General features: G+C 35.3%; 24 protein-coding genes. 19 read left to right on the forward strand and 5 right to left on the reverse strand.

Annotated elements, in window-relative coordinates:
- Nucleotides 1-5: 5 nt before the first annotated feature.
- Genes UH1x_RS00855 through UH1x_RS00870 form a run of 4 tightly spaced genes read left to right on the forward strand, consistent with a single transcriptional unit; the run spans nt 6 to nt 3,570 of the window.
- Nucleotides 6-875, forward strand: a complete 870-nt coding sequence (locus UH1x_RS00855; protein ID WP_482624360.1) for an alpha/beta hydrolase — start codon at nt 6-8, stop codon at nt 873-875.
- A gap of 28 nt (nt 876-903) precedes the next feature.
- On the forward strand, nt 904-1,734 hold the full coding sequence (locus UH1x_RS00860; RefSeq protein WP_482624362.1) for a PIG-L family deacetylase: 831 nt from the start codon (nt 904-906) through the stop codon (nt 1,732-1,734).
- An 11-nt stretch (nt 1,735-1,745) separates the two neighbouring features.
- Entirely contained in the window at nt 1,746-2,603 is an 858-nt protein-coding gene (locus tag UH1x_RS00865; RefSeq protein WP_482624364.1) for a tetratricopeptide repeat protein, read from the forward strand.
- Nucleotides 2,596-3,570: a carbon-nitrogen hydrolase family protein gene (locus UH1x_RS00870; protein ID WP_482624366.1), complete on the forward strand. Its 975-nt coding sequence runs from the start codon at nt 2,596-2,598 to the stop codon at nt 3,568-3,570. Before UH1x_RS00865 ends, UH1x_RS00870 begins: the two co-directional genes overlap by 8 nt.
- A 12-nt stretch (nt 3,571-3,582) precedes the next feature.
- Here UH1x_RS00870 and UH1x_RS00875 read toward each other — a convergent pair whose 3' ends face one another.
- Entirely contained in the window at nt 3,583-4,599 is a 1,017-nt protein-coding gene (locus UH1x_RS00875) for an LLM class flavin-dependent oxidoreductase (RefSeq protein WP_482626474.1), read from the reverse strand.
- Nucleotides 4,600-4,646: 47 nt separating this feature from the next.
- Nucleotides 4,647-4,916 (reverse strand): ArsR/SmtB family transcription factor, encoded by a 270-nt coding sequence (locus UH1x_RS00880; RefSeq protein ID WP_482624368.1) that lies wholly within the window; start codon nt 4,914-4,916, stop codon nt 4,647-4,649.
- A 116-nt stretch (nt 4,917-5,032) separates the two neighbouring features.
- On the opposite strand from UH1x_RS00880, the gene UH1x_RS00885 reads away from it, so the two are divergent.
- From UH1x_RS00885 to UH1x_RS00905, 5 genes are all read left to right on the forward strand, one after another.
- Nucleotides 5,033-5,464, forward strand: coding sequence for a hypothetical protein (locus tag UH1x_RS00885; protein WP_482624370.1), 432 nt, complete (start codon nt 5,033-5,035; stop codon nt 5,462-5,464).
- Between the two features lie 124 nt (nt 5,465-5,588).
- Nucleotides 5,589-7,061 (forward strand): potassium/proton antiporter, encoded by a 1,473-nt coding sequence (locus UH1x_RS00890; protein WP_482624372.1) that lies wholly within the window; start codon nt 5,589-5,591, stop codon nt 7,059-7,061.
- 1 nt (nt 7,062) lies between these two features.
- Entirely contained in the window at nt 7,063-7,437 is a 375-nt protein-coding gene (locus tag UH1x_RS00895; protein WP_482624373.1) for a hypothetical protein, read from the forward strand.
- Between the two features lie 108 nt (nt 7,438-7,545).
- The gene (locus UH1x_RS00900; protein WP_036155260.1) at nt 7,546-8,025 is read left to right on the forward strand and encodes a hypothetical protein; all 480 of its coding nucleotides are present in this window, start codon (nt 7,546-7,548) and stop codon (nt 8,023-8,025) included.
- A gap of 135 nt (nt 8,026-8,160) precedes the next feature.
- Complete coding sequence (locus UH1x_RS00905) at nt 8,161-8,772, forward strand: alpha-ketoglutarate-dependent dioxygenase AlkB family protein (RefSeq protein WP_482624375.1); 612 nt, start codon at nt 8,161-8,163, stop codon at nt 8,770-8,772.
- Between the two features lie 18 nt (nt 8,773-8,790).
- On the opposite strand, the gene UH1x_RS00910 is transcribed toward UH1x_RS00905, so the two are convergent.
- Entirely contained in the window at nt 8,791-10,236 is a 1,446-nt protein-coding gene (locus UH1x_RS00910) for an aminotransferase-like domain-containing protein (RefSeq protein WP_482624377.1), read from the reverse strand.
- A 115-nt stretch (nt 10,237-10,351) separates the two neighbouring features.
- Here UH1x_RS00910 and UH1x_RS00915 point away from each other — a divergent pair, with 115 nt between their 5' ends.
- Together UH1x_RS00915 and UH1x_RS00920 are read left to right on the forward strand one after the other, a co-directional pair.
- Nucleotides 10,352-11,755 carry a pyridoxal phosphate-dependent decarboxylase family protein gene (locus tag UH1x_RS00915; protein WP_482624379.1) on the forward strand — a complete coding sequence of 468 codons (1,404 nt, stop codon included), beginning with the start codon at nt 10,352-10,354 and terminating at the stop codon, nt 11,753-11,755.
- Nucleotides 11,756-11,831: 76 nt separating this feature from the next.
- Nucleotides 11,832-13,382 carry an NAD(P)/FAD-dependent oxidoreductase gene (locus UH1x_RS00920; RefSeq protein WP_482624381.1) on the forward strand — a complete coding sequence of 517 codons (1,551 nt, stop codon included), beginning with the start codon at nt 11,832-11,834 and terminating at the stop codon, nt 13,380-13,382.
- 180 nt (nt 13,383-13,562) lie between these two features.
- On the opposite strand, the gene UH1x_RS00925 is transcribed toward UH1x_RS00920, so the two are convergent.
- Entirely contained in the window at nt 13,563-13,799 is a 237-nt protein-coding gene (locus UH1x_RS00925; protein WP_405396523.1) for a hypothetical protein, read from the reverse strand.
- Nucleotides 13,800-14,354: 555 nt separating this feature from the next.
- Here UH1x_RS00925 and UH1x_RS00930 point away from each other — a divergent pair.
- From UH1x_RS00930 to UH1x_RS00965, 8 genes are all read left to right on the forward strand, one after another.
- On the forward strand, nt 14,355-15,656 hold the full coding sequence (locus UH1x_RS00930) for a DEAD/DEAH box helicase (RefSeq protein ID WP_482624383.1): 1,302 nt from the start codon (nt 14,355-14,357) through the stop codon (nt 15,654-15,656).
- 38 nt (nt 15,657-15,694) lie between these two features.
- Nucleotides 15,695-16,387 (forward strand): Type 1 glutamine amidotransferase-like domain-containing protein, encoded by a 693-nt coding sequence (locus UH1x_RS00935; RefSeq protein ID WP_482624385.1) that lies wholly within the window; start codon nt 15,695-15,697, stop codon nt 16,385-16,387.
- A gap of 271 nt (nt 16,388-16,658) precedes the next feature.
- The gene (locus UH1x_RS00940) at nt 16,659-16,886 is read left to right on the forward strand and encodes a hypothetical protein (protein WP_482624386.1); all 228 of its coding nucleotides are present in this window, start codon (nt 16,659-16,661) and stop codon (nt 16,884-16,886) included.
- The gene (locus UH1x_RS00945) at nt 16,879-19,026 is read left to right on the forward strand and encodes an ATP-binding protein (protein WP_482624388.1); all 2,148 of its coding nucleotides are present in this window, start codon (nt 16,879-16,881) and stop codon (nt 19,024-19,026) included. The genes UH1x_RS00940 and UH1x_RS00945 overlap by 8 nt, the downstream gene beginning before the upstream one ends.
- Before the next feature lie 6 nt (nt 19,027-19,032).
- Nucleotides 19,033-21,153, forward strand: a complete 2,121-nt coding sequence (locus tag UH1x_RS00950; protein ID WP_482624390.1) for an ATP-binding protein — start codon at nt 19,033-19,035, stop codon at nt 21,151-21,153.
- A gap of 39 nt (nt 21,154-21,192) precedes the next feature.
- A complete protein-coding gene (locus tag UH1x_RS00955) occupies nt 21,193-21,567 on the forward strand; it encodes a response regulator (RefSeq protein WP_482624392.1) in 375 nt (124 codons plus the stop codon).
- A 4-nt stretch (nt 21,568-21,571) separates the two neighbouring features.
- A complete protein-coding gene (locus tag UH1x_RS00960; protein ID WP_482624394.1) occupies nt 21,572-22,612 on the forward strand; it encodes an adenylate/guanylate cyclase domain-containing protein in 1,041 nt (346 codons plus the stop codon).
- 23 nt (nt 22,613-22,635) lie between these two features.
- Nucleotides 22,636-23,259, forward strand: a complete 624-nt coding sequence (locus UH1x_RS00965) for a Pycsar system effector family protein (RefSeq protein ID WP_482624396.1) — start codon at nt 22,636-22,638, stop codon at nt 23,257-23,259.
- Between the two features lie 768 nt (nt 23,260-24,027).
- On the opposite strand, the gene UH1x_RS00970 is transcribed toward UH1x_RS00965, so the two are convergent.
- Nucleotides 24,028-25,011, reverse strand: coding sequence for an SDR family oxidoreductase (locus UH1x_RS00970; protein ID WP_482624398.1), 984 nt, complete (start codon nt 25,009-25,011; stop codon nt 24,028-24,030).
- Nucleotides 25,012-25,040: the final 29 nt, after the last annotated feature.

Genomic DNA, 25,040 nt, shown 5'->3' on the forward strand with positions numbered 1-25,040 from the left:
CCAATATGAAAAAACCAATCAAATTTATCATCCGATCAATTTTAATTTTAGTAATTCTAGCAACCTCCTACGGTTTATTCATCTACATATCAGATCCATACATAAAAGCATTGGTACAAAACAATGAAACTAAACTTTTCTATAGACCTTCTTCAGAAATTGAGACTTTAGATGATTTAAATTTTTCAGAACAAATACTTACCGTAGAAGATTCTATAAATATTCATACTTATTTATTTCATCCCTCAACTAAAGCAAAAGCAAACATATTTTTAGTTCGTGGCAACAGTGGAAACACCAGCCAAAGTAAAGAACTAATTAAACCTCTTGTAGATAATGGCTTTAAGGTGTATTCTACAGACTGGAGAGGCTATGGAAAATCTAATGGAGTACCGACTTACAAAGGTTTAATGAAAGATACAGAAATAGCATTCGCTGATTTTTTGAATCGAACAAAAAATGATAGTATAAAAACAATCGTCTATGGTATGTCTTTAGGTGGTCAATTGGCAGCAAAGCTGACCAAAGAAAATCAACCTAAAGTAGATGCGTTAGTTCTAGACGGCTCTTTAGAATCTGCTCATAGCTTTATTACAGATAATTTTAGAGCGTTTTATTTAAGATCATTTACCAATAACGCCCAAGACTATAATCAAGATTATATTGCCATTAGAGACATAACTGAAATTAAAAATATACCTAAACTTATTATACAAAGTGCCAAAGACAGGGCAGTTCCATTCGAAAGAGGACAGAACATTTTTAATGCTGCTAAAGAACCAAAACTATTTTGGGAAACTAATACGGATCATATAAGAACCATACCCGAATTGACAGAGGAATTAAATTTGAAGTTGATTGAATTAATTCGTTAATTGAACTTTATCGTTCTTAACCAACATAATGAGAATACTATTACCGATTCTTTTAACTATTCTACTATTGTCATCCTGTGGCAATCATAAGAAGAAATCAATTAAAAATGAAATCTCTTCCAACAACGGCAAAACACTAATGGCAATATTTGCCCACCCAGATGATGAGATTGTTATATCCCCTATGCTATCGAAGTACCAAAAAGAAGGGGAAAATATTCACTTGGTAATTGTTACCGATGGCTCAAAAGGAGTTACACCTCATGCAAATATTCCTGCGGGTGAATTATTGGCAAAAACACGTGCAGAAGAGGCATTATGTGTTACAAAAACCTTAGGTATTAATTCACCGATATTTCTTAGTTATATAGACGGAGATTTAGCGCAAAAAGAGAACATTAATTCTTTAGACGAAAAAATTGATAGCCTTTTTACGAAATACCGACCCAATACTGTAATTAGTTTTGGACCTGGTGGCCAATATGGTCACCCAGACCATAGAATTGTTAGTAACGTGGTTACCGAGGTTTTTCAACGAGAAACATCAGAATCTTTACAAAACCTTTTGTATTACGGGTATCCGAAAGAAATAGGTAACACGAATGTTAGCTTTAATACTGATTTAGTACAATGGTTAAACGATAATTTAAAAAGAACTCAAAAGAGATTTCTAACCTATAGAATACCATTCAACAAGGAAGATTTATTGCTTGGTCATACCGCATCAGATTGTCATAAATCTCAATATTTACCAGAAGCTATTGATGATTTAATAAAAATTGTAGGGCAAGCCGATTCAGTAATATATTTTAGATCTTGGAATGGCTCGAATGAAATTAAAAACAATATTTTCGATTAAACCTATTTTCCATGTCATTGAAGTATTCCCTTTATGTACTAGCTTTTGTATTGTTTACTTCATGTCAGCAAAAACAAAATAAATCATCTAACCAACCGGCCGTTTACACTTACGGCGCTAAAAACGATTCTGCTGTTTTTTACTTTAATAAAGGTTGGGAGCATATTCTAGATTATGGTCAATGGACGCTATCTGAAAAAGCATTTAGAAAAGCCGTAACAGTAGATTCTACTTTTATTGTCGGGCAGGCGTTGGTTGGTAAAAACACGACCAATCTCAAGGAAAGAATTCAAATTTTAAACGACCTAAACAATTCTCAAATTAAGGTTCGTGAAGACGACCAACTGATTTTAGAAGTTACCATGATTACGCTAGAACTATTTAATGCACGTGAACAACAAATAAAATTAGAGAAAGATTTTATATCAAATTTCTTGTCAACAGCTGAGAAAAACTATAGTACTTTTATACATAAATACCCCAACGAATCATATATAAAGGCAGAATACATTGAGGTATTGAATGCTATTTACGGACCTGAATTAGCCTTAGATTCGTTACACATTCTTACCACACCTAAACAAAAGAAAATACCATTTTTTATTAGCTATGCAGCTACCTTGGAATCTGATTTGGGGAATTTCAAAAAAGCACTCGCTATTGCCGACCAATTTAATACCCAGATCAATGACCCGAATATACCTCAACCTTATGTGTTATACGGTAGTATTTATTTAAAAATGGATAGTTTGTCTTTAGCAACTTCAAACCTTGATAAAGCACTTGAATTAGACCCTAATCATATTTTCGCACAACGATTTAAAAAACAGCTCCAAACTAAATTAAACTCCAATATCAGTAATGACTAAAATAATAGATACTCCAGAACAAAACAACCTTAAAATAGGTATGGCTCAAATCTCACCGGTTTGGCTAAATAAAGAGAAGACTATTGATAAAATCAAGGATTATATCATTAAAGCTGGTGAAGATGATTGTGAGCTTGTAGTTTTTGGTGAAGCTCTATTACCTGGCTATCCTTTTTGGGTTTCCATGACGGATGGTGCTCAGTTTGATTCTAAAGTGCAGAAAGAAATTCACGCTCATTATATTAAAAATTCCATTCAAATTGAAGCGGGAGAATTAGACGACATTTGTGCACTTGCAAAGCAACATAAAATTGCCATCTACTTAGGATTAATGGAGCGTGCAAAGAATAGAGGTGGTCACAGTATTTACTGCTCGCTAGTTTACATAAATAGTGATGGTGAAATTAAATCTGTTCACAGAAAATTACAACCAACCTACGAAGAGCGACTTACATGGGCACCTGGTGATGGTAATGGTTTACGAGTTCACGAGTTAAAAAACTTCACCGTTGGCGGATTAAATTGTTGGGAAAATTGGATGCCTCTTCCACGCACCGCTTTATACGGTTTGGGAGAAGATTTGCATATTGCCGTCTGGCCGGGTTCCGATTACAACACTGCTGATATTACACGATTTATTGCGAGGGAATCTAGATCGTTTGTAGTTTCCGTTTCTAGTTTAATGAGCAAAACCGATTTCCCTATAGACATACCGCACTTAGATACTATTCTTGAAAACTGTCCAGATACTCTGGCAAACGGAGGTTCTTGTATTGCCGGACCGGATGGAGAATGGATCTTACCACCGGTTATTGACAAAGAAGGTCTTATTACAACGACAATAGATTTTAATAGGGTGCTTCAAGAAAGACAGAATTTTGATTCCGTTGGGCATTATTCACGACCAGATGTAACAAAACTTACCGTTAATAGAGAGCGACAATCTACCGTTGAAATAAAAGATTAAAACATAGAGCAGTTATTTCTGCTCTCCATTCAGTTCATTCATGATTTCAGCAAACAATTGGTAAGATTTAATGCGGTCTTTGCCATCATAAATATTGGTTACCGCTATAAGTTCATCTACTTGGGTATCTGCAATAAATTGTTGTACCTGCTTTTTAACGGTCTCTTTGCTACCAATAAAGGAATACTTCAACATTTGTTGTACAGACGGATTCTGACTTAACTCGCGTATATCTTCAGTCATATCTACTGGTGGCTGCATAAAACCTCTATTTCCTGTCAACAAGCCGACAATCATTTTGTAAAGCGATGTTGAAATACGTTCTGCTTCTTCATCAGTATCGGCTACGATAATGTTCACCCCTGCCATAGTATATGGCTTTTCTAACTCACTCGATGGCTGAAATTCTTGATGATAAATTTGCAAGGCATTCATTAAGTGTGTCGTTGCGAAGTGACTGGCAAATGCATAAGGCAATCCTTTTTTAGCTGCTAAGTGAGCACTATCTGTACTTGAACCTAAAATATACAAGGGCACCTCCACCCCTTCCGCCAAAGTAGCACGTACTTTTGCACTAGCATTTTCAGTAGAAAAGTAACGTTGTATTTTTTCAACTTCTAAAGGAAACGACTGTGCTGCCTGAAAAAAATCTGAACGTATAGCCTGTGCCGTCAACTGATCTGTACCTGGTGCGCGACCTAGACCCAAATCTATTCTGTTCGGATATAGAATTCCTAATGTCCCAAATTGCTCCGCTACAATTAATGGGGAATGATTTGGCAACATAATTCCGCCAGACCCTACATGTATCGTTTTCGTTTCTTCGGCAATCTTACCTATTAATATAGATGTTGCGCTACTACCAATAGCTATGGAATTATGATGCTCTGCCAACCAAAAACGGGTATAGTCAGATTCTTCCGCTGCTTGCGCAAGAGCTACGGAATGATCAAAAGTGTCTTTTAGCGTAGTACCCTCAGATACTATGGCTAAATCCAATATAGAATATTTTATATTTTTCATGTAGATAAATTCATTTATATATTTAAAAGTATCTATATATCTATTTAAAAAAATTACAGATTTTGTAACCTCAACAAGTAATTATCCCACACTTCATGATTCAAGGTATAATTATAATTACGACCTATTTTGTGTTTGTTTATCAAGCCTGCTTCTACAAGCTTTTTTACATGGTGACTAATAGATGGTTGTGCTAAATCAAGCAAATTACAGGCTTTAGTACATTCTACCTTACCTTGATTCTTTTGCATGTACCGCAACAATTTCAACCGATTTACATCACTTAATGCTTTAGAAATTTTCTCAACCTGTTTTAGCTCCATGATGTGTTTAATATATTGATACATGCAAATGTATTTATAAATATTAATTTAAAATACAAATTGGGAAGACCTTAATAATGATTAACTTGACCTTAAGAATAATACTACAACTATAGATGAAGAAAATTACTCAAAAACCTCATTTCGTATTCTGGATTCTTATTCCCGTTTTACTTTTAATTGGCTATATAGATTCAAATGAAACTATCGCCATCAATATTCATGATACCTATTTTGTAATCACAATGCTTAATTTAGGTGTATTACTTTCAATTATGTGTGGAATTATAGGATTAGGCTATTGGGTAGTAATTAAATTAAACAGAAGGTTGGTAAATTGGCTTACCATAATTCATTTAATCATCACAGTTATCAGTTTATGCTTAATTTTATTGACCCCATTTTTCTTACCGGAATCCAATCAAGGTATTACCTCTTTATATTTTGATGCACAAGTAACTATTACTTTATCCGCACTTGTAGCAGGTTGTATACAGTCTTTGTATCTCGTAAATATTATAATTGCCCTAATCAGAAAAACAAATTAATTTTTTTTATAAATGTTAGGTATTAATACAACATGTTAACATTGTGCCAAACCTTAGCATTTACATTGGTTTTTTAATAAAAGATTTAACTTTGTTACGTTAAAATCAAGATTAATAACCATCAATGAATCTCACCATAGAAAACATACTTTTAGTAGGTTCTATTCTGCTATTTATTAGCATTATAGTAGGTAAGACCTCCTACAAGTTTGGGGTGCCTACCTTAATCCTTTTCTTGGCAATTGGTATGCTGGCAGGTTCTGATGGTATTGGTGGCATTCAGTTTGACGACCCCAAGCTTGCACAATTCATTGGTATAGTATCTCTTAACTTCATTCTTTTTTCTGGTGGGCTGGATACCAACTGGAAAGCTGTAAAACCGATTTTAAAAGAAGGTTTGGTACTTTCTACCTTAGGTGTTTTACTTACAGCACTTACACTAGGTACTTTTGTGTATTACATTACAGACTTCACCATTTACGAGAGTATGCTTTTGGGATCTATAGTTTCATCTACCGATGCCGCCGCTGTCTTCTCCATATTACGTTCAAAGAACTTAGCGTTAAAAAGCAACCTTAGACCTACATTAGAACTAGAAAGTGGTAGTAACGACCCTATGGCCTATGTACTTACACTTGCTTTTCTAACCTTGGTCATTAATCAAGATTTAAGTGTACTTTCCATCATACCCCTATTTTTGCAACAAATGATACTGGGGGCTATAGGTGGATTTGCTTTTGGTAAATTGAGCGAGATTATCATCAACAAAATTAAACTTGGTTTTGAAGGTTTGTATCCGGTATTGGTTATCGCTTTAATGTTCATCACCTTTTCAGCTACAGATGCCTTTGGTGGTAACGGATTCTTAGCCATTTACATCTGCGCCGTGTATTTAGGTAATCAAGATTTAATACATAAATCGACCATTTTAAAGATGTTCGATGGTATGGCTTGGTTAATGCAAATTGTATTGTTCCTAACCTTAGGATTATTAGTTTTTCCGTCACAAATTATTCCATATTTAGGCATCGGATTACTAATTTCAGTATTCCTCATTCTAGTAGCAAGACCGGTTAGTGTTTTATTGAGCCTCATGTTCTTTAAAATGAAAATGGGACGCCGGTTTTATATTTCATGGGTAGGTTTACGTGGAGCAGTGCCTATTGTATTTGCTACCTATCCCCTATTGGCAGGTATTGACAAGGCGAATATCATTTTTAGCATTGTATTCTTTATATCGGTTTCATCAGTACTAATTCAAGGTACTACATTGTCTATTTTTGCAAAATGGCTGAATGTTGCTTTGCCTGACGAAGTAAAACCTATAGCAGAAAATGATAGATATATTCTCAATCTACCGAAATCTGCTATGGAAGAAGTTATAATTTTGCCAAATAGTTTTGCGGTAGATAAACGTATAATAGATTTGCACTTACCAAGGGCTGCATTTATTGTTATGATCAAACGAGATGGAACTTTTGTTAGACCCGGAGGTTCTACCATTATAGAAGCTAATGATACTCTAGTATTGCTGCTAGATAATGACGAAAGTTTAAAAGAAGTAAATGTAATTCTAAACCAAGCGGTTATTGCTTAATATGAAAAGTACAAATAACATATTTAGAGTTCTTTTACTCGTTACAATTTATTGTTTCGGGATATATAGTTCTGCAAATACGTTACCCTTTTCTAATGAGGTTGTAATAAGCCTTAGCAGTAATAAGCAATCCTTATTTAAAGAATCTACAAAGACATTATCTCCGCATGCGCAGCAATCTGAAATTTCAGTTTCTGATGTTGCGGAAGTATCATCACCGAATTACAAATTACCGTTCACAAGTTTCAGCTCACATTTAAATAATAGTGAGTTACGCTTTGTAGCAAGAATAAAGCAGTACCAACTGTTCGCCAATACGTTATTGATAAGACATAGAAAGTCTGATCTCATCTTCCCTTTCCATAGTTTCTGGTAATCCATTTTTTTAAAGGTTATCGTTTTGGTAACCACATGTAACTATTTGATATGGTGTTATTTAAAACATCATACAGAAAACAATATATCATATTTTAAAAATTAGAAAATGGAATTAGGAATAGCCGCTATTGGTTTAGCATCTGTTGCACTTTGTGCAATGCCTTTTGTTGTAACTAGCAGAAGTAGAAAAACGAAAGAAAAACAAATGATGACATCTCTAAACGATGTTGCCAGTAAACATAATTGTAAAATAACGGAACATGAAATTTTTGGTCACTACGCCATAGGCGTTGATGCACAGAAAAAATTCGTATTCTTTATTTCTAAAAATGGTGATGTTTTAAATCAGCAATACACCGATTTATCTACTATTAAGACCTCTGAAATTGCCAACATCGGCAAATCGTATGCTAGAAAAGAGAAAATAACAGAGCGTTTACTTTTAAAACTTTTTTCTAAAAAGGCAAATGAACCCGATACTGTTTTTGAATTCTATAATGCTGAAGTAAACTATCAATTGAGCGGAGAGTTTCAGTCTATAGAAAAATGGGACAAGGTGATTAAGAACTTGCTTAAAAGCAATTAGTATATATCAACAGAGTTCTCTTTAATTATAAAGGCGAGTAGATAATCTTATAAAAAAAGGTTAGCTATTCGCTTTTGTTTTTTAAAGCATTAAAATTTTATTAGCTTGTAAAAGCACATGAGCATGAATTAGAAAATGAAATTATTTGATATAAAGGTTGACCATAGTAAAAATTTGCTTCCGAAGGGTGGAACAGTTAATTACTACGGGAAAATACTTACCCAACAGGAAGCTGAGAATTACCTAGATAAACTACTAAACAACATTGTTTGGAAAAATGATGAAGCTATCATCTTTGGAAAAAAGATTATCACCAAACGTAAAGTAGCTTGGTATGGCGAAAAACCATTCGAATATACTTACTCTAATACTACAAAACTGGCGTTACCGTGGACGACGGAGTTACTGGAACTGAAACATAAAATAGAACAAGAAACGGGAGAAATGTTTAACTCGTGCCTACTAAACTTATATCACGACGGTAGCGAAGGCATGGCTTGGCACAGCGATGGAGAAAAAGACCTAAAGAAGAACGGCGCCATTGCCTCTCTTAGTTTTGGCGATGAACGCAAATTCGCTTTTAAACATAAAGAAACTAAAGAGAAAGTAGAATTGGTTTTAGAACATGGCAGCTTATTGATTATGAAAGATGAAACGCAAACAAATTGGTTACATCGATTGCCGCCAACAACTAAAAGCAAGAATCCTAGAGTAAATTTGACTTTTAGGACAATTGTAGAAAAGTGATTTTAAACAGATAAATACTTAGTTCTTTATCTGCTCATAGTTTTTAATGAGCATTCCTAAACGGTATAAAGCATTATCTATTTCTTCATTCCAAACCAGTCCGTAACTAAGACGAAGACAATTGGTGTACTGATTTTGGAGTGTAAAAATTTTTCCAGGAAAAAATCTAATTTCTTCACATTCCGCTAACTTATAGAGTACCTCTGTGTCTATAGTTGAAGCTAATTCTACCCATAATAAAAACCCTCCCTTGGGTTTGCTTACTCGTGTATCTTTAGGGAAATATGCTACAATAGCTTTTAAAAATTTTAAACTGTTTGCATGTAGTGTTTGCCGTAGCTTTCTTAAATGGTGGTCATACCTTCCTTTTTCTAAAAACAATGCCAATGCTTCTTCGGTAATTGTTGCCGTGGTTGAAGACAAATAAAGTTTTAGTTTCACGATTTCATCGAAGTATTTACCTGGTGCCAGCCATCCCACCCTATAACCAGAAGCAAGAGTTTTAGAAAAAGAGCCGCATAGAATTACAAGACCTGTATCATCATAGGTTTTACAAGTAGTAGGTCTACTTTCGCCATAATAAATATCACCATATATATCATCTTCTATAAGCGGAATGTTATGTTTTTGAATAATTTTCACTAATGCCTTTTTACCATCATCAGACATGGTGTTCCCCATTGGGTTATTAAAATTTGAAATTATTGCAATTGCTTTAATATCATTCTTATCGATCGCTTTTTCTAAGGCATTCAAGTCTATACCCGTAAGGGGATCTGTTGGTAACTCCAGAACCCTTAACCTTAATGTCTTTGCAAGTTGTAACAATCCGAAATAAACAGGACTTTCCACCGCAATCGTATCTCCTGGCTTTGTTACGGTCATCAAAGAAAATGATAATGCGCTGGTACAACCAGATGTTATGATTACATCATTTTCGGTAAGTTTACCTCCCCATAAAATAGACCTTCTCGCTATTTGTCTTCGTAAATTCTCACGTCCTAAAATATCGCCTTGCGCACTGCCACCTAGCGGCAACGATATAACTGCCTCATGCATTACCTTGTTTAACTTCGCAATTGGTAACAACTTTTTTGATGGTACACCCAATGAAAAATCAACGCCTTTTTCAATAGAAAGGTTTTGAAAAAAATCAACGATAATCTCTGTTGAACTACTTTTTACAGATGATTGATCCGGATTACTCTTAACAGGATTCTTTGGAATATCCGGTGAGCAAAAAATGACAAAATATCCAGATTTTGCTTTAGGCACAATTAAACTTTTTGCTTCTAATTGATAATACGCCTGTAGAACGGTACTTATACTAACGCCGTATTCTTGCTGCAATACACGTAATGAAGGTAACTTATCGCCTAACTTAAGAACTCCGTCATAAATTTGTTGCTCTATACTGTTAGCGATTTCAATGTACTTATAACTTTTTGTGGGTATTGATTTCAATATGATTTTTTTTATCTGTACTGGTTAAATTTACAAAAACTGAATCTGTTATGGTATCTATAAATTGTTCAATTTTGAATGTGATAATAAGTAACAATTCTAAAAACATATAAGAATGAGCATTACAAATTTAGTACAGAACCAAATGTATAAAGAAGTGGATGAGAAAATCATTTTTGAAAAAGCGTCACAATTTGCAAAAGAATACCTAGAAAGTGTTTTTGAACGAAATGTATATCCCACAGAAGAGGCTTTAGCCGACTTAGATAAATTCGATGAATCTATGCCGCTAGATTCTACCAATGCGAATGATGTAATCCAATTTTTAAATGAATACGGTTCTCCTGCGACAGTTACCACAACAGGTGCCAGATATTTTGGCTTTGTTTCTGGTGCTGTAATTCCTGTAAGTTTAGCCGCAAAAGTTATATCTACATTTTGGGATCAAGCACCGGCCATGCATGTGCTCTCACCTATTGGATCTGCACTGGAAACTGTGGTTGAGAAATGGTTAAAAGAGATTTTTAATCTTCCTGAAAGTACGGTTGCTGGTTTTGTTAGCGGAACATCTACGGCTAATATTTGCGGATTGGCAGCTGCGCGCTTTAGGTTACTATCCAACCTAAATTGGGATATTAACGATAAAGGTTTGTTCAATGCTCCTCAACTACGAATTGTTACTGGTAAACATGCACATTCAACTATTCTTAAGGCAATCGGACTTTTAGGATTTGGTAAAGAAAATATTGAATGGGTAGATGTGGATGATCAAGGTAGACTAGAACTATCAAGTTTACCCCAATTAGATGATAGAACTATATTAATTCTACAAGCTGGGAATGTGAATAGCGGTTCTTTTGATAATTTCTCCGAGCTATGTAAAATTGCAAAAAAGGCAGGGTCATGGGTACATATTGATGGTGCTTTTGGTCTGTGGGCCGGTGCCGTAAATAAATTAAAGCATTTAACAAATGGTATTGAAGGAGCCAACTCGTGGGCTGTTGACGGACATAAAACCCTAAACACTCCGTATGATTGTGGTATTGTTCTTTGCGAAGATGAAGTTGCAATTAGATCTGCCCTACACATGGCGGGAAGTTATATTGTTACAAGTGATAAAAGAGATGGAATGTTCTACACGCCAGAAATGTCACGCAGAGCCAGAGTTATTGAGCTTTGGGCAACAATGAAATATTTGGGTAAAAAAGGTATTGATGAAATGATTTTGGAAATGCACAAACGGGCTGTTCAATTTTCAACGGAGATTATGGAAGTAGCAGGATTTTCGGTTTTGAACGATGTGGTTTTTAATCAAGTACTAATTTCATGTGCTGATGATGACTTAACGGATAAAGTCATGAAAAGGGTTCAAGACCTAAGAGAGTGTTGGGCAGGCGGTTCTGTCTGGAATGGCAAGAAAGTAATCAGAATCAGTGTTTGTTCTTGGGCAACAACTGCATCTGATATTACCCGTTCCGTAAACTCTTTTAAACAAGCTTTAAATGAAATATCTAAATAAATTTATAATTCAAATTACCTAAAAAGGAATGTCTGGATAATTAAATCAGTAATATAATTTCATTTAATTTTGCAGCATGGTCAGAAATGTACAGTTGCGGTTAACATTAAAAGAAGAAGGCACACCTAACGGATTAGAAATTCGTGCGGCAAAGTACTTAGGACTCGAAGATGGCACCTTTAAAATTAAGGTTCTCCGAAAATCTATAGACGCTCGTAAACCTAAAATTTTCTTTAATTATAAACTGGCAATTTATATTAATGAACCCGCCCCTAGCGATGCCCTTGACTTCAAATACAAAGATGTCTCGAACGCAAAACCAATTCATATTGTTGGTTTCGGACCTGCTGGTATGTGGGCGGCGCTGCGTTGTTTAGAAATGGGTTACAAACCCATTGTTATTGAACGAGGTAATAATGTAAAGGATCGTAGACGAGATTTGAAAGCCATCAACCAAGACCATCAGGTAAACCCTGAAAGCAATTACTGTTTTGGTGAAGGTGGTGCCGGCACGTATTCTGACGGAAAATTATATACACGTAGCCTTAAACGTGGCGATGTTCGTCGCATATTTGAAAGTTTAGTTTTTCACGGTGCCACAGACCAAATTTTGGTTGATGCTCATCCGCATATTGGCACGAACAAACTTCCTAAAATTGTTCAGAATATTCGTGAAGTGATACAGCATCACGGTGGTGAAATTCATTTTAATACTAAGGTGACCGATTTCGTTATTAAAGACAATACCTTAAAAGCAATTGTTTTAAACGAAACCGATGAAATGGCTGTGGAACGAGTAATCTTGGCAACGGGACATTCAGCTCGTGATATTTTCGATTTACTTCATAAAAAAGATATAGCACTTGAAGCAAAGTCATTTGCTATGGGAGTGCGTGTAGAGCATCCGCAGCATATTATAGATAGTATTCAATACCACTGTTCTGGTGACCGTAGCGAATTGCTACCAGCGGCTTCTTATAGCTTGGTGGAACAAGTAAAAGAACGTGGCGTATATTCATTCTGCATGTGCCCTGGCGGTTTCATAGTTCCTGCTGCAACATCACCTGGCGAGGTCGTGGTGAACGGAATGTCTCCATCCAAACGAAACAACCTATATGCCAATTCGGGTATCGTGGTTGAAATTAACGTAGATAAAGATATTCCCAAGTACGAGAAATTTGGAGCGCTTAAAGGACTAGAATATCAAAAAGCTTTAGAGCGATTAGCATTTACATCCGGCGGAAGAACACAAACTGCTCCCGCCCAACGATTGACAGATTTTGTAGAAGGAAACCTTTCTGTAGATTTAAATCCGACTTCGTATCAACCCGGACTCAACTCTGCTCCACTACATTCACTATTACCCAAACTTATAGGTAGTAGATTACGCCAAGGTTTTAAAGCCTTTGGAGATAAAATGCATGGCTATTATACGGCTGAAGCAAATATCGTGGGAGTAGAATCTAGAACCTCATCTCCCGTAAGTATTCCAAGAAATGAAAAATTAGAACACCCTGTTATTAAAGGTCTTTTCCCTTGTGGTGAAGGTGGTGGTTATGCTGGTGGAATCGTTTCTGCAGCTATGGACGGAGAACGTTGTGCCGAAGCTGCAATGGCAGGACTTTAATTGGTTGTTGGTTGTCCGTTGATGGTTGTTGGAAAATAAAATTTTGCGTAGCTAAATTGTTATTGCCTGTAGTCATTCCTCTCTACTCTATTTTCTCTTTTCTACTTTATACTTTGTACCTAATACTTAATACTGTAAACTGTAACTGGCAACTGAACACTGAACACTGAACACTAAAACTTATGCCATCTTTGGCTTGTTAGCTTTAGTCAAAAAGTTCAAATCTCTTTTGATTCTTGAGTTTTTGAATTTGTATAGTCTAGCTACTTCTGTATTAGATTCAGCTTTTACCTCATTGACAGTTTCTGTAACAATACTCATTTCAATAGTTTCAACCTTTACTTCTTCAGTATTGTTTTGTGCTTGAGCAGTGAAGCTTAAAAAGATGATAAAGATTGTTGCGATTATTGTTTTCATGACTTGCGTTTGTTACAATAATAGAACGCTGCAGGCCTTGTTTTACTAGGTGGTGAATCGCTGAAAAACCCCTAATAATCGTTACTTGACACAAGTTCGGGTAAAGTGTAAAATCGAATCGATAAACGACAAGACCCCAAAAAACACCTTACCGATAATTGATGTCGTTAACCGACAAATGATGTTTTAAATACAAGTTCAAATACAAGCGCAAACTCAAAAAGCACGTTTAAGTTTAGAGTGAGTTGTTGGTTGTTGGTTGTTGGTTGTTGGTTGTTGGTTGTTGGTTGTTGGTTGTTGGTTGTTGGTTGTTGGTTGTTGGTTGTTGAAAACTATAAAATTTAGCTACGCTAAATACGCTTGATCAAGAACTATTAAAAAAGTCTATTCTCTTTATTCTATTTTCTAAACTCTTAATACTTCTTACTTTGAACGACCTAGCACTACTTACTTAATACTTATTACTTTGTACTTTGCACTTTGCACTTCGTACTTTAATCTCACTTTATATTTCCTTCCACATTAAACCGTACCTTTGCATCTTATTAATATTTTATGACATTTAAAGAACTCGGCCTAGCCGAACCAATCTTAAAAGCATTAGAAGCTGAAGGATATACTCACCCTACTCCAATTCAAGAACAATCCATTCCTATATTACTCCAAGGCAAAGACCTTCTGGGAGTTGCGCAAACAGGTACTGGTAAAACAGCCGCCTTTGGTATTCCGATCTTACATCAGTTATACGAGGGTATCAGCTTAAGACAGACAAAGCGAAAAGTAAAAGCTCTTATTGTAACACCTACCCGTGAATTAGCTATTCAAATTAGCGAAAGTCTTACCGCATATGGTAAGTATACAGGGCTACGAAATACCGTTATTTTTGGCGGAGTAAAACAAGGAAAACAAGTAAACGCACTTAGAGGTGGCGTAGATATTTTAGTGGCTACTCCGGGTCGTTTATTAGATTTAATGAATCAAGGTTTTATTTCTTTTAGAGATTTAGAGCACGTAGTTCTTGATGAAGCTGACCAAATGTTGGACATGGGCTTTATTCACGACATCAAAAAAATCATTGCAAAATTACCTCCTAAAAGACAATCATTGTTCTTTTCGGCTACCATGCCAAAAGATATCGTGGAACTTTCTAGAAAAATGTTGGGCGATTTTGAACGCGTTACTATTAAGCCAGAACAAGCTACAGCAGAGAAGGTTGAACAGGGAGTTTATTTTGTTAGCAAAGCAAATAAGCCTAAACTTTTAATTCACCTAATAAAGGAGAATCCTGAAAATACTTTAATCGTATTCTCAAGAACCAAGCATGGCGCTAATAAGATCGTAAAGAAACTTGACCAAGGCGGTATACGTTCTGCTGCCATACATGGTAACAAATCACAAACGGCAAGACAAAAGGCATTAAAAGCTTTTAAAGAAGGAGATCTTAAAGTTTTAGTTGCTACCGATATTGCCGCTAGGGGAATAGATGTAGAGGACTTATCTCTAGTAGTAAACTACGATTTACCTAATGTATCTGAAACTTATGTTCACCGTATTGGTAGAACAGGGCGTGCAAATGCTAGTGGTATAGCACTTTCATTTTGCGATAAGGAAGAAAGAGCTTATTTACGTGATATTGAGAAATTGATAAAACAATCTGTACCACGTATGCCAGAACATCAATTTGTAGATGCCGATACGCCTTCTGATGATCAACCGATGCCACCGAAAAAAAAGCAAGGCAATTCGCGAAACAAAAATAGAAACAGAAATAGACCTGGTGGTAACAACTTTAGAGGAAAGAACAATAGAAATACAAGTAGACCAAAAAAAAGAAATGACTCTAGCAGAAGCGAATAGCTCCTGTTAGCATCATATTCATACTAATACTTCTCATTATGAAAAAGCAAATGGTTATTTACGGTAGCGGTCGCCATACCGTACCATTCTTAAATTATATTGCTAAAGCTACTGGCAAGGAAAAACCGAATATGTGTTTTATTCCTACCGCCAGTGGAGAAGACGAGCAGTATATTGCTTCTTTTCATGAAGTGTGTTCGCAAATAGATGTTACTCCGCATGTATTATCAGTTTGGATTAATTCTTACGACCAAAAAGAATCGTTCGAGGAAATCATTTCTCGTATGGATGCTATTATAGTTGGCGGCGGAAACACCTTAAATATGCTTGCCATCTGGAAAGCCCAAGGTATTGATGTTGCACTTAAGAAAGCTTATGACAATGGTGTAGTTATGGGTGGCGGTAGCGCTGGTTCTTTATGCTGGTTTAATGGCGGTACTACAGATTCTAGACCCAAGGAATTAAGTATCGTTGGTGGTATGGCGTTTATTGACAAAAGCCACTGTCCTCATTACAACTCTGAAACTTCACGTAGACCCTTATACTTTGAAAACATAAAGACCGGCAAACTATCCGACGGTTACGCCTGCGACGACCGTTCTGCTATTCATTTTATAGATGGCGAAGTTCATACTTCCGTTTCCTTGAACGAAGAAAACCATTCTTATTACATGTATTTAAAAGATGGTGAAATTGTTGAAGAGTTGATACCGAGTACCGTTATTACATAACTTCAATCTAATACTATATTTTTTGTGCTAATTCCTTATTTAGAATTCTAGTTCATCTCTTGCATCTAAGATTCTCAATAAAACACTTTTAAAGTAAAAGTTATTACGTACTTTAAGGGTGTAAAATTCCCCTTTATTTTTCTGATTCACAATATGTTGCTCATCGCCCCCTGATGTGCAGCCCGATTTGTCTTGTGTTTAATTCAAAACATTAAATGCGAACATGAAGTTGTAATCAGTGCTATTTTTTTTAACCAACCACCAATTGTGCATGAAATTAGCTGTAAAAAGGGAAAAACAAGTCGTAGAAGATTATAACACATGGTTACCAAGTTATTTAAATGACGATGTAAAATCCTATGCTACCATTTTTAATGATGACACTTGTTTTAACGGTACCATGGTCAAAGAGGTGTTTTTAATTCGTTCTTCTACCTCTAATTTCTTTAGAACCATTTTTGAACTAGGTTCAACTAATAATTTAAAAATCAATGATTAGACAATCCCTACTATTCATCACGCTATTATTCTGTATGCTATTTACGGCAAGTGGGCAAGAAAACCCGGTAGATAAAAATGGATTGGCACTCGATACCATTATACATTTTACGAAAGCAGATGTAGATCCACTATTTGGTTTAACGTTGAAAAATATAGAAGGTTGGATTTTTAAATCGGGCAATGAAAAAGATTTATCTCCTGTAGAGATTGATTTAGCTGGCTTGGAACGATTAAGTCCTTCTGAGATAACTAATGATATGGTAGATAATTCTGGAAAATTTGAAGGATGGTTCAGATTGCAGTTTACTATTGATAGTGCTATAGCAAAGCTTCCTCTCTATTTAGATAAAGAAGATCATGCTGCAGAGGATATTTATTTAAATGGAAAGTTGTTCCGCCAATTTGGCGAAAAAGGGAACGATAGAGCCTCATTTAAAGAACACATTCAAGATTTTGAAATAAGAACCCCAATATTTTTAGAACCTGATACAGTACATACATTAACGATACACTATGTTGACTATAGCACTTATGGAAACATAACCAAAGCTCTAGTGGGTTCAACCAGAATTGTATCCAACGCGTATTTTGACTATATGAGTTTATTGAGTTTTAAAGCTTTATTTGACTTGATCAGCTCTTTTATATTCTCAATTCTTTTCTGGCTTCTCTATATTCTAATTAGAGATGAAAAGGAGTTATTAATTATAGCTCTTTTTTGCACTGTAATGTTACTAGAAACCATTGCATCGGCATTCTTTGGTGGAGATAGTTTATTTTTCACCCTACCTTCTAACATCATGATTACATTAGATTATGTAAGTAATATTTTATTTTTCTTCTTCCCTATATTATGTCTTTTATTGGGCTATAGGATGTTATATGGAAACCTTCATAAATTGTTGATTCTATTCTGTATAATAGCATCTTTAGCAATGTATTTCAGTTCTTATTCCTACCTAATTACGGTAATAGGGATTGCCATATTTTTACTCATTTTCGCATTAAAATCCAGAAAAAAAGTAATGTCTGTCAGGGTAGTCATGTTTAGTTTATTTTTATCTTTTACTACTTCTTTTCTAGGACTTATATTTAGATGGCTCGCTTCTGGTGATCATCTTAGTTTAAGATTAGTTTCTGTAAATAGTGACTTAATTGGTAAGGGAATTTTTTATTTTGGAATGTTGGCATTTGTCGCTTATCGCATGAGAGAGAAAAATGAGAATATGCGTAAAAATGCAATGGAACTTGTAAAGGTTGAAGCTGAAAAGAGTGCGCTTACTACTTCTCAAAATGAAAAGTTAGAATTAAAAGTTAAAGAAAGAACATCAGAATTAAATCAATCTTTAGAAGAATTAAAAGCCACCCAATCTCAACTCATCCAATCAGAAAAAATGGCTTCTCTTGGAGAGTTAACTGCTGGTATTGCCCATGAAATTCAAAATCCGTTAAACTTCGTTAATAATTTTTCTGAAGTAAGTAATGAACTTATTGATGAAATGAACGAGGAATTGGATAAAGGAGATCTTGAAGAAGTGAAGGCTATTTCGTTGGATATCAAACAAAACCTAGAAAAAATAAACCATCACGGTAAACGCGCGGACAATATTGTGAAAGGTATGCTACAACACAGTCGTAGCAGCAGCGGCACAAAAGAACCAACTGATATCAATGTCCTTGCAGATGAGTATTTGCGCTTGGCCTATCATGGTCTGCGGGCAAAGGATAAAACTTTTAATGCCGAACTCATTACAAATTTTGACGAGAGCATTGGAAAAGTAAACATTGTACCACAAGACATGGGGCGGGTAATTCTCAATTTGATTACCAATGCCTTTTATGCGGTAAACGAGAAAAAACAAAGAGATGTTAGTTTTAAGCCGATAGTTACTGTCAGTACCAAAAAGTCTGATCAACATATCACCATTAGTGTTTCTGACAATGGTAACGGTATTCCTGAAAACGTTAAAGAGAAAATATTCCAACCCTTTTTCACCACCAAACCTACTGGGCAAGGTACCGGCTTGGGCTTAAGCATGAGCTACGATATTATTACTAAGGGGCATGGTGGTGAATTGCTGATGACAACACAACAAGGTGAAGGAACCACTTTTAAAATCATTTTTCCCATAATTTAAATGATAATGAAACATATATTATACATTATTGGTTTTCTACTACCGTTGACAGTTTTTAGTCAAGAAGACAAAGTGTTAGTCATTACAGATACTACTGTTGCTGATAAATGGATGATTCTTGGTGACAATTGGCGTTATCAAAAAGGAGATAATATGTCATGGGCTAACCCAGAATTTGATGATTCTACCTGGAATGAATTCTCTAGTAGTAACTTAAATCTTCTTGATGGTAAAAACGTTATTGCAGATAGAGGTGAGATTGTATGGTTTCGTAAACGTATTATGGCAGACCAGTCGTTAAATGATGCTCTAGTCTTAAATATATATCAAGAAGGAGCTTCAGAAATTTATTTAGATGGCAAACTAATTCACCAATTGGGTAACGTAAGTTCAAACAAAGATGAAGTTATTTACAATAATCCATTTCGACAAATACTTCATATACCTATAGAGAAAAGCAAAGAACAAATTTTAGCTGTACGTTTTGTCAATGCCCAATTCAAATACCCTATCTATTTCCATTATAACGGACTATTTAGAATTTATTTATCGTCTTTGCGTAATGCCAATTCAACTGACCTTGTAAAGAATTACCGTGTAGCTTTTTATCGACAATTTATCAATAATTATAATATCTCACTAGGTCTTGCTATTTTAATGTTTATTATTTTCCTATCGTTTTTCATCTTCTTTCCTAAAGAGAGAATTAACGGTTATTTTGCTGCCTCTTTATTATTCTTAATTCTATTTACTTTAGGAGTACTGTCATTCTATCCTAACACTGGTAATTATTTTTGGCTAACGTTTTATTTTGACACTTGCATTCTTATATCATGCCTTATTCTTTTATTCTGTTTTTATAAAATTTTAGAACAGCCTATAGACATTGTTTTTAAAACTATTAGTGTTTTATGTTTTTTAACTATAGGTTGTTATTTTTTATATGACCCTGACGTGTTGGCTCCAATCTGGTCAATTTTATTTTATGCTGCTATAATACGTTTAAGTTTAAAATCTTGGAATAAAAATAAAATTGCCAGCTTTTTATTTTTGAGTTCTAGCTGTATTGAACTTGTCTTTTGGACTTTAATACTATGTTTATATATGGGTTTAGTAGAGCAGCGCATAGAGAAATTTATTCCTTTTGCTTTTATGCTCACCAATGTTGTTTTAGCTATTTATTTAGGTTATGCTTTTGGAAAACGTAGCCAAGATTTAAGGTTAAATTTAGAACGTGTTCAAAAATTATCTAAAGAAAAAGAATCCATTTTATCCCAACAAAAAGATACTTTAGAGCAACTAGTTAAAGAAAGAACATTAGAATTAAATCAATCCTTAGATGATTTAAAAGCCACACAATCACAACTCATCCAATCCGAGAAAATGGCAAGCCTTGGTGAACTTACCGCCGGCATTGCCCATGAAATCCAAAATCCGTTAAATTTTGTCAACAACTTCTCTGAAGTAAACAAAGAACTTCTTGAAGAACTAGAGGAAGAAATAGTTAATGGAAATTATGATGAAGTAAAAGCCCTGGCAAAAGATGTTTCTGCCAACGAAGACAAAATTATATTTCATGGTAAACGTGCCGATGGTATTGTAAAAGGGATGCTACAACATAGCCGAAGCAGTACCGGTCAAAAAGAAATGACCGATATCAATACCTTATCAGATGAATATCTACGCCTAGCCTATCATGGCCTACGCGCAAAAGACAAATCTTTCAATGCTACGTTAAATACCGATTTTGATGACTCCATCGGTAAATTAAATATCGTCGCTCAAGATATGGGCAGGGTAATTCTTAATCTTATTACCAATGCCTTTTATGTGGTAAAAAAGAAGAAAGAACAAAATTCTAAAGGGTATGAACCAACGGTATCTGTAAGTACAAAGAAGCAGGGTAATTTGGTTTTGATTAAAGTTTCCGATAACGGTAACGGTGTACCCAAAGAAGTGCTAGATAAAATTTTTCAGCCCTTTTTCACCACAAAACCATCTGGGGAAGGTACCGGACTAGGACTATCATTAAGCTATGATATTGTTAAAGTACATGGAGGTGAACTAACGGTTGACACAATACAAGGAGAGGGTACCACCTTCACCATCGCATTACCAATGAAATAATGTTCCCTCATTATAAGTAATTAATAAAAAAAAGACATTATGAAAATATTAGTTGTAGATGACGAACAAGATGTAAAAGTGCTATTTCAACAACGTTTCCGAAAAGAGATACGTAAAGACGAACTTGAATTTGTTTTTGCCTTTTCTGGGGAAGATGCATTAAAAGTCATGAAAACCATGGAACATGAAGCCGTGTTGATATTATCCGATATCAACATGCCTGGCATGAGCGGATTGGAATTGTTGGAAAATATCAAAAAAAATTACGTAAAACCGCCACCAATGGTCATGATGATTACTGCCTATGGAGATGATGAGAATAGAACAATGGCTAAAAACTTGGGAGCCGATGATTTTCTTACCAAGCCTTTAGATTTTTCACTATTAAAAAATAAGCTGATAACCTTAACCTAAGACTATGGCAAAGATAATGGTAGTAGATGATGAGACAGATTTAGAAATACTCATCAAACAGAAATTCAGAAAGCAAATACGGCAAAACGAATACGAGTTTGTATTTGCTATTAATGGTAGAGACGCACTTGAAAAGCTTGATAAAAATCCCGGAATAGATATTGTTTTGAGCGATATTAATATGCCAGAGATGGACGGTCTAACCTTACTCTCTGAGCTACATGAATCTAGTCCGCTAATTAAAGCGGTCATTGTTTCTGCATACGGAGATATGGAAAATATTCGTGTTGCCATGAATCGTGGTGCTTTCGATTTTATTACCAAACCTATCAATTTTGAAGATCTTACATTGACCATGGAGAAAACCTTGAAACATGCCATGGAAATTCGAAAGACTTTACAGGCAATAAAAGAGAATAATATTCTTAGAATGTATGTTGACGAAAATGTGCTCAATTTTATGGGAGGTCAAGAGTATGAGTCTAAAATAATGGCTAACGAAAGTATTGAGGGAACCGTAATGTTTGTTGATGTATGTGGATTCACAAAAATTAGCGAAACCACGAGTCCCGATGTCGTCGTTTCCATGCTAAATACTTATTTCGACACTATGGTAAAAGAAATCATGGAGCAGGACGGAATAATAGATAAATTTATAGGTGATGCCGTTATGGCCGTATTTAGAGGTGAATATCATTTAGACCGTGCCATTGATGCCGCATTGGCCATTAGAAATCAAGTGAACAGCTTACCCAAGGAGGAAGGCAAAGAAACTTACCAACCAAAAGTTTCTATAGGTATTAAAAGTGGGGAAATGATTTCGGGAAATATTGGTTCGGCTACTCTTAAGCGTCTAGATTACACCGTTATAGGAGATTCGGTAAATACTGCCGCCAGGTTGCAAGATGCGGCAAAAGAAAATCAAATTATTATCTGTGAAAGTTGTTATGAGCAAGTGAAAGAAGCCTTTAAATGTGAAAACTTAGGAAGTATCAATATGAAAAATAAATCGCAACCGCTTACCGTGTACAATGTGATAGAATAGCTTGTGATATTAAACGAAAAGCCATGACCAAACCAACAAACAATAAAAAGGAAAAAACTACAAAAGTGGAAGTTCAAAATACCTTAACGGCTTTCGAGAAAGGGCTGTTAGATGAATTAAAATCTAAGGGACATGCAGAAGAATTAGTAGATCATTATTGGGGCACCATTAATTATGTTTCGGGACTCATAAAGGCTTCGGAATTGAAGGCGGGACTTATACTCTCTTTCTACGGTATCATTCTAAACTTCATCTATCAAAGTGCTGCTCCTGTAATGCATTCTGTTTCAAATGCCATATTGTTCTATATACTAATTGGGCTGTGGTTTGTAGCCACCGTAGTTTCCATTTTTTATAGTGTACGCTGCTTTATTCCAAAACTTGAAGGGAATTACAGTGATAACGTATTTTATTTTGGGGATGTCATTACTAAGTTTGGCACCATTAAAGAGTTTTCACAGAAGTTTTATGATGTAAGTATCAATGAAAAAGAAGTTTTTGAGCAATTGGGTGAGCAGATATATATCAATTCCAAGATCTCTGCATGGAAGTTTAGAAACGTACAGCGGTCTATACGATTTTTAGCTATTAGTCTTATACTACTATTATTAACAGCAGTTTATTATGTGGTGCTTAGAATTTTATGACATACTTTTAAATTGATAAATTCACTTATTAGAAGTTTGATGCTATAAAACACCCACCCCTAGCCCCTCCAAGGAGGGGAACAGTTTGAGCATGTATTTAATCCTTCGTGAAAAAATTTACTAGTCGACTTCAAATTAATAGTTGGTTAAATACTCCCAATCAAAAACGTGAATCTCCCCTCTTGGGAGGGGATTAAGGAGTGGGTAATACGGATGGTGAGTTATTCTAAAAATCCACTTACCAACTTTTAATTCTTTTCAAACAAATATCCTAAATAATCATACAGAACAACTTGTGAAAGTATACACTCGAAACCCACCCCTAGCCCCTCCAAGGAGGGGAATAGCTTGAACATATTTTTAGTCCTTCGCGATAAATTTCACTAATCGATTTTAAATTACTTTTTAATCAAACTCGCAATCAAATACGAAAATCTCCCCTCTTGGTAGGGGATTAAGGGGTGGGTAATACGGATGGTGAGTTATTCTAAAAATCCACTTACCAACTTTTAATTCTTTTCAAACAAATATCCTAAATAATCATATAGAACAACTTGTGAAATTATACACTCGAAACCCACCCCTAGCCCCTCCCAAGAGGGGAACAGTTTGAGCATGTATTTAAACTTTGGGATAAATTTCTCTAGGCGATATTACATTACTTTTTAATCAAATACCCCAATCAAAAACGTGAGTCTCCCCTCCCGGGAGGGGATTAAGGGGTGGGTAATACGAATGGTGAATCAATCTACTAGTTTACTCGTAAACCTACAAACCCTTATAAGCCTTTAATACCTTCTCAATTTTATCCTCGGTTTCTTCATCGATATTTTGATGCTCAGGATTCTCTAACAACCACTTTACGGTCCTCTTTATCCCTTCCGAGAACGGAATAGTGGCCTTGAAACCGGGTACAAAGGTTTTAATCTTCGTATTATCGAACAATACACTTTCCCCTTTATCTGCCAATAATGTTCCTGTAAATGATGGTTCTACTTTACATATAAAATCTGATGCTATGTGTACTACATTTGCTTCTTTTCCTAAGGCATCCGCTAGGATTTTATAAATCATATTCCAGCTCAAAACCTCATCTGAAGTAATGTGAAATGCGTGACCGATTGCTGTTTGTAATCCTAATAATCCAACAAAACCTTTTGCAAAATCGTCTGAATGGGTAACCGTCCATAGCGATGTACCGTCGCCGTGAACAATAATTTCCTTTCCATCTAAAATTCGCTGTGCCGTGTTGTATTTATCAAATCCTCCGATTGCAATTGGTATTACAGTATCATAGGTCAATGAAGGTCTAACAATAGTGATTGGAAATCCTTCTTCTCTATACGCTTTTTGTAATCGGTCTTCACATAGTATTTTATTCTCAGAATAGTCCCAAAGCGGATTATGTAGCGGAGTAGATTCCGTAATTACTGGATAACTTAAAGGGGTTTGGTAACAAGATGCCGAACTAATAAAAATATATTGCTTGGTCTTCCCTTTGAATAATTTAATATCGCGCTCAATATCATCGGGTGTGAAAGCTATCCAGTTCACCACAACATCCCAGTCGTGCTTCTTAAGTTCTGTAAGTTCTTCCGGTTTGTTAATGTCGCCGATTATGGAATGTGCTCCTTCAATCTCAACTTTGGCTTTTCCCCTATTCAATACATATAATTCTATTCCTTTAGCAACAGCCAATCTGCTACTTGGTGTACTGATATTCCCTGTTCCTCCTATAAATAATACCTTCATTTTTATATTTTTATCCTGATAATCAATTT

The organism is Maribacter sp. UH1 (genome assembly GCF_056839145.1).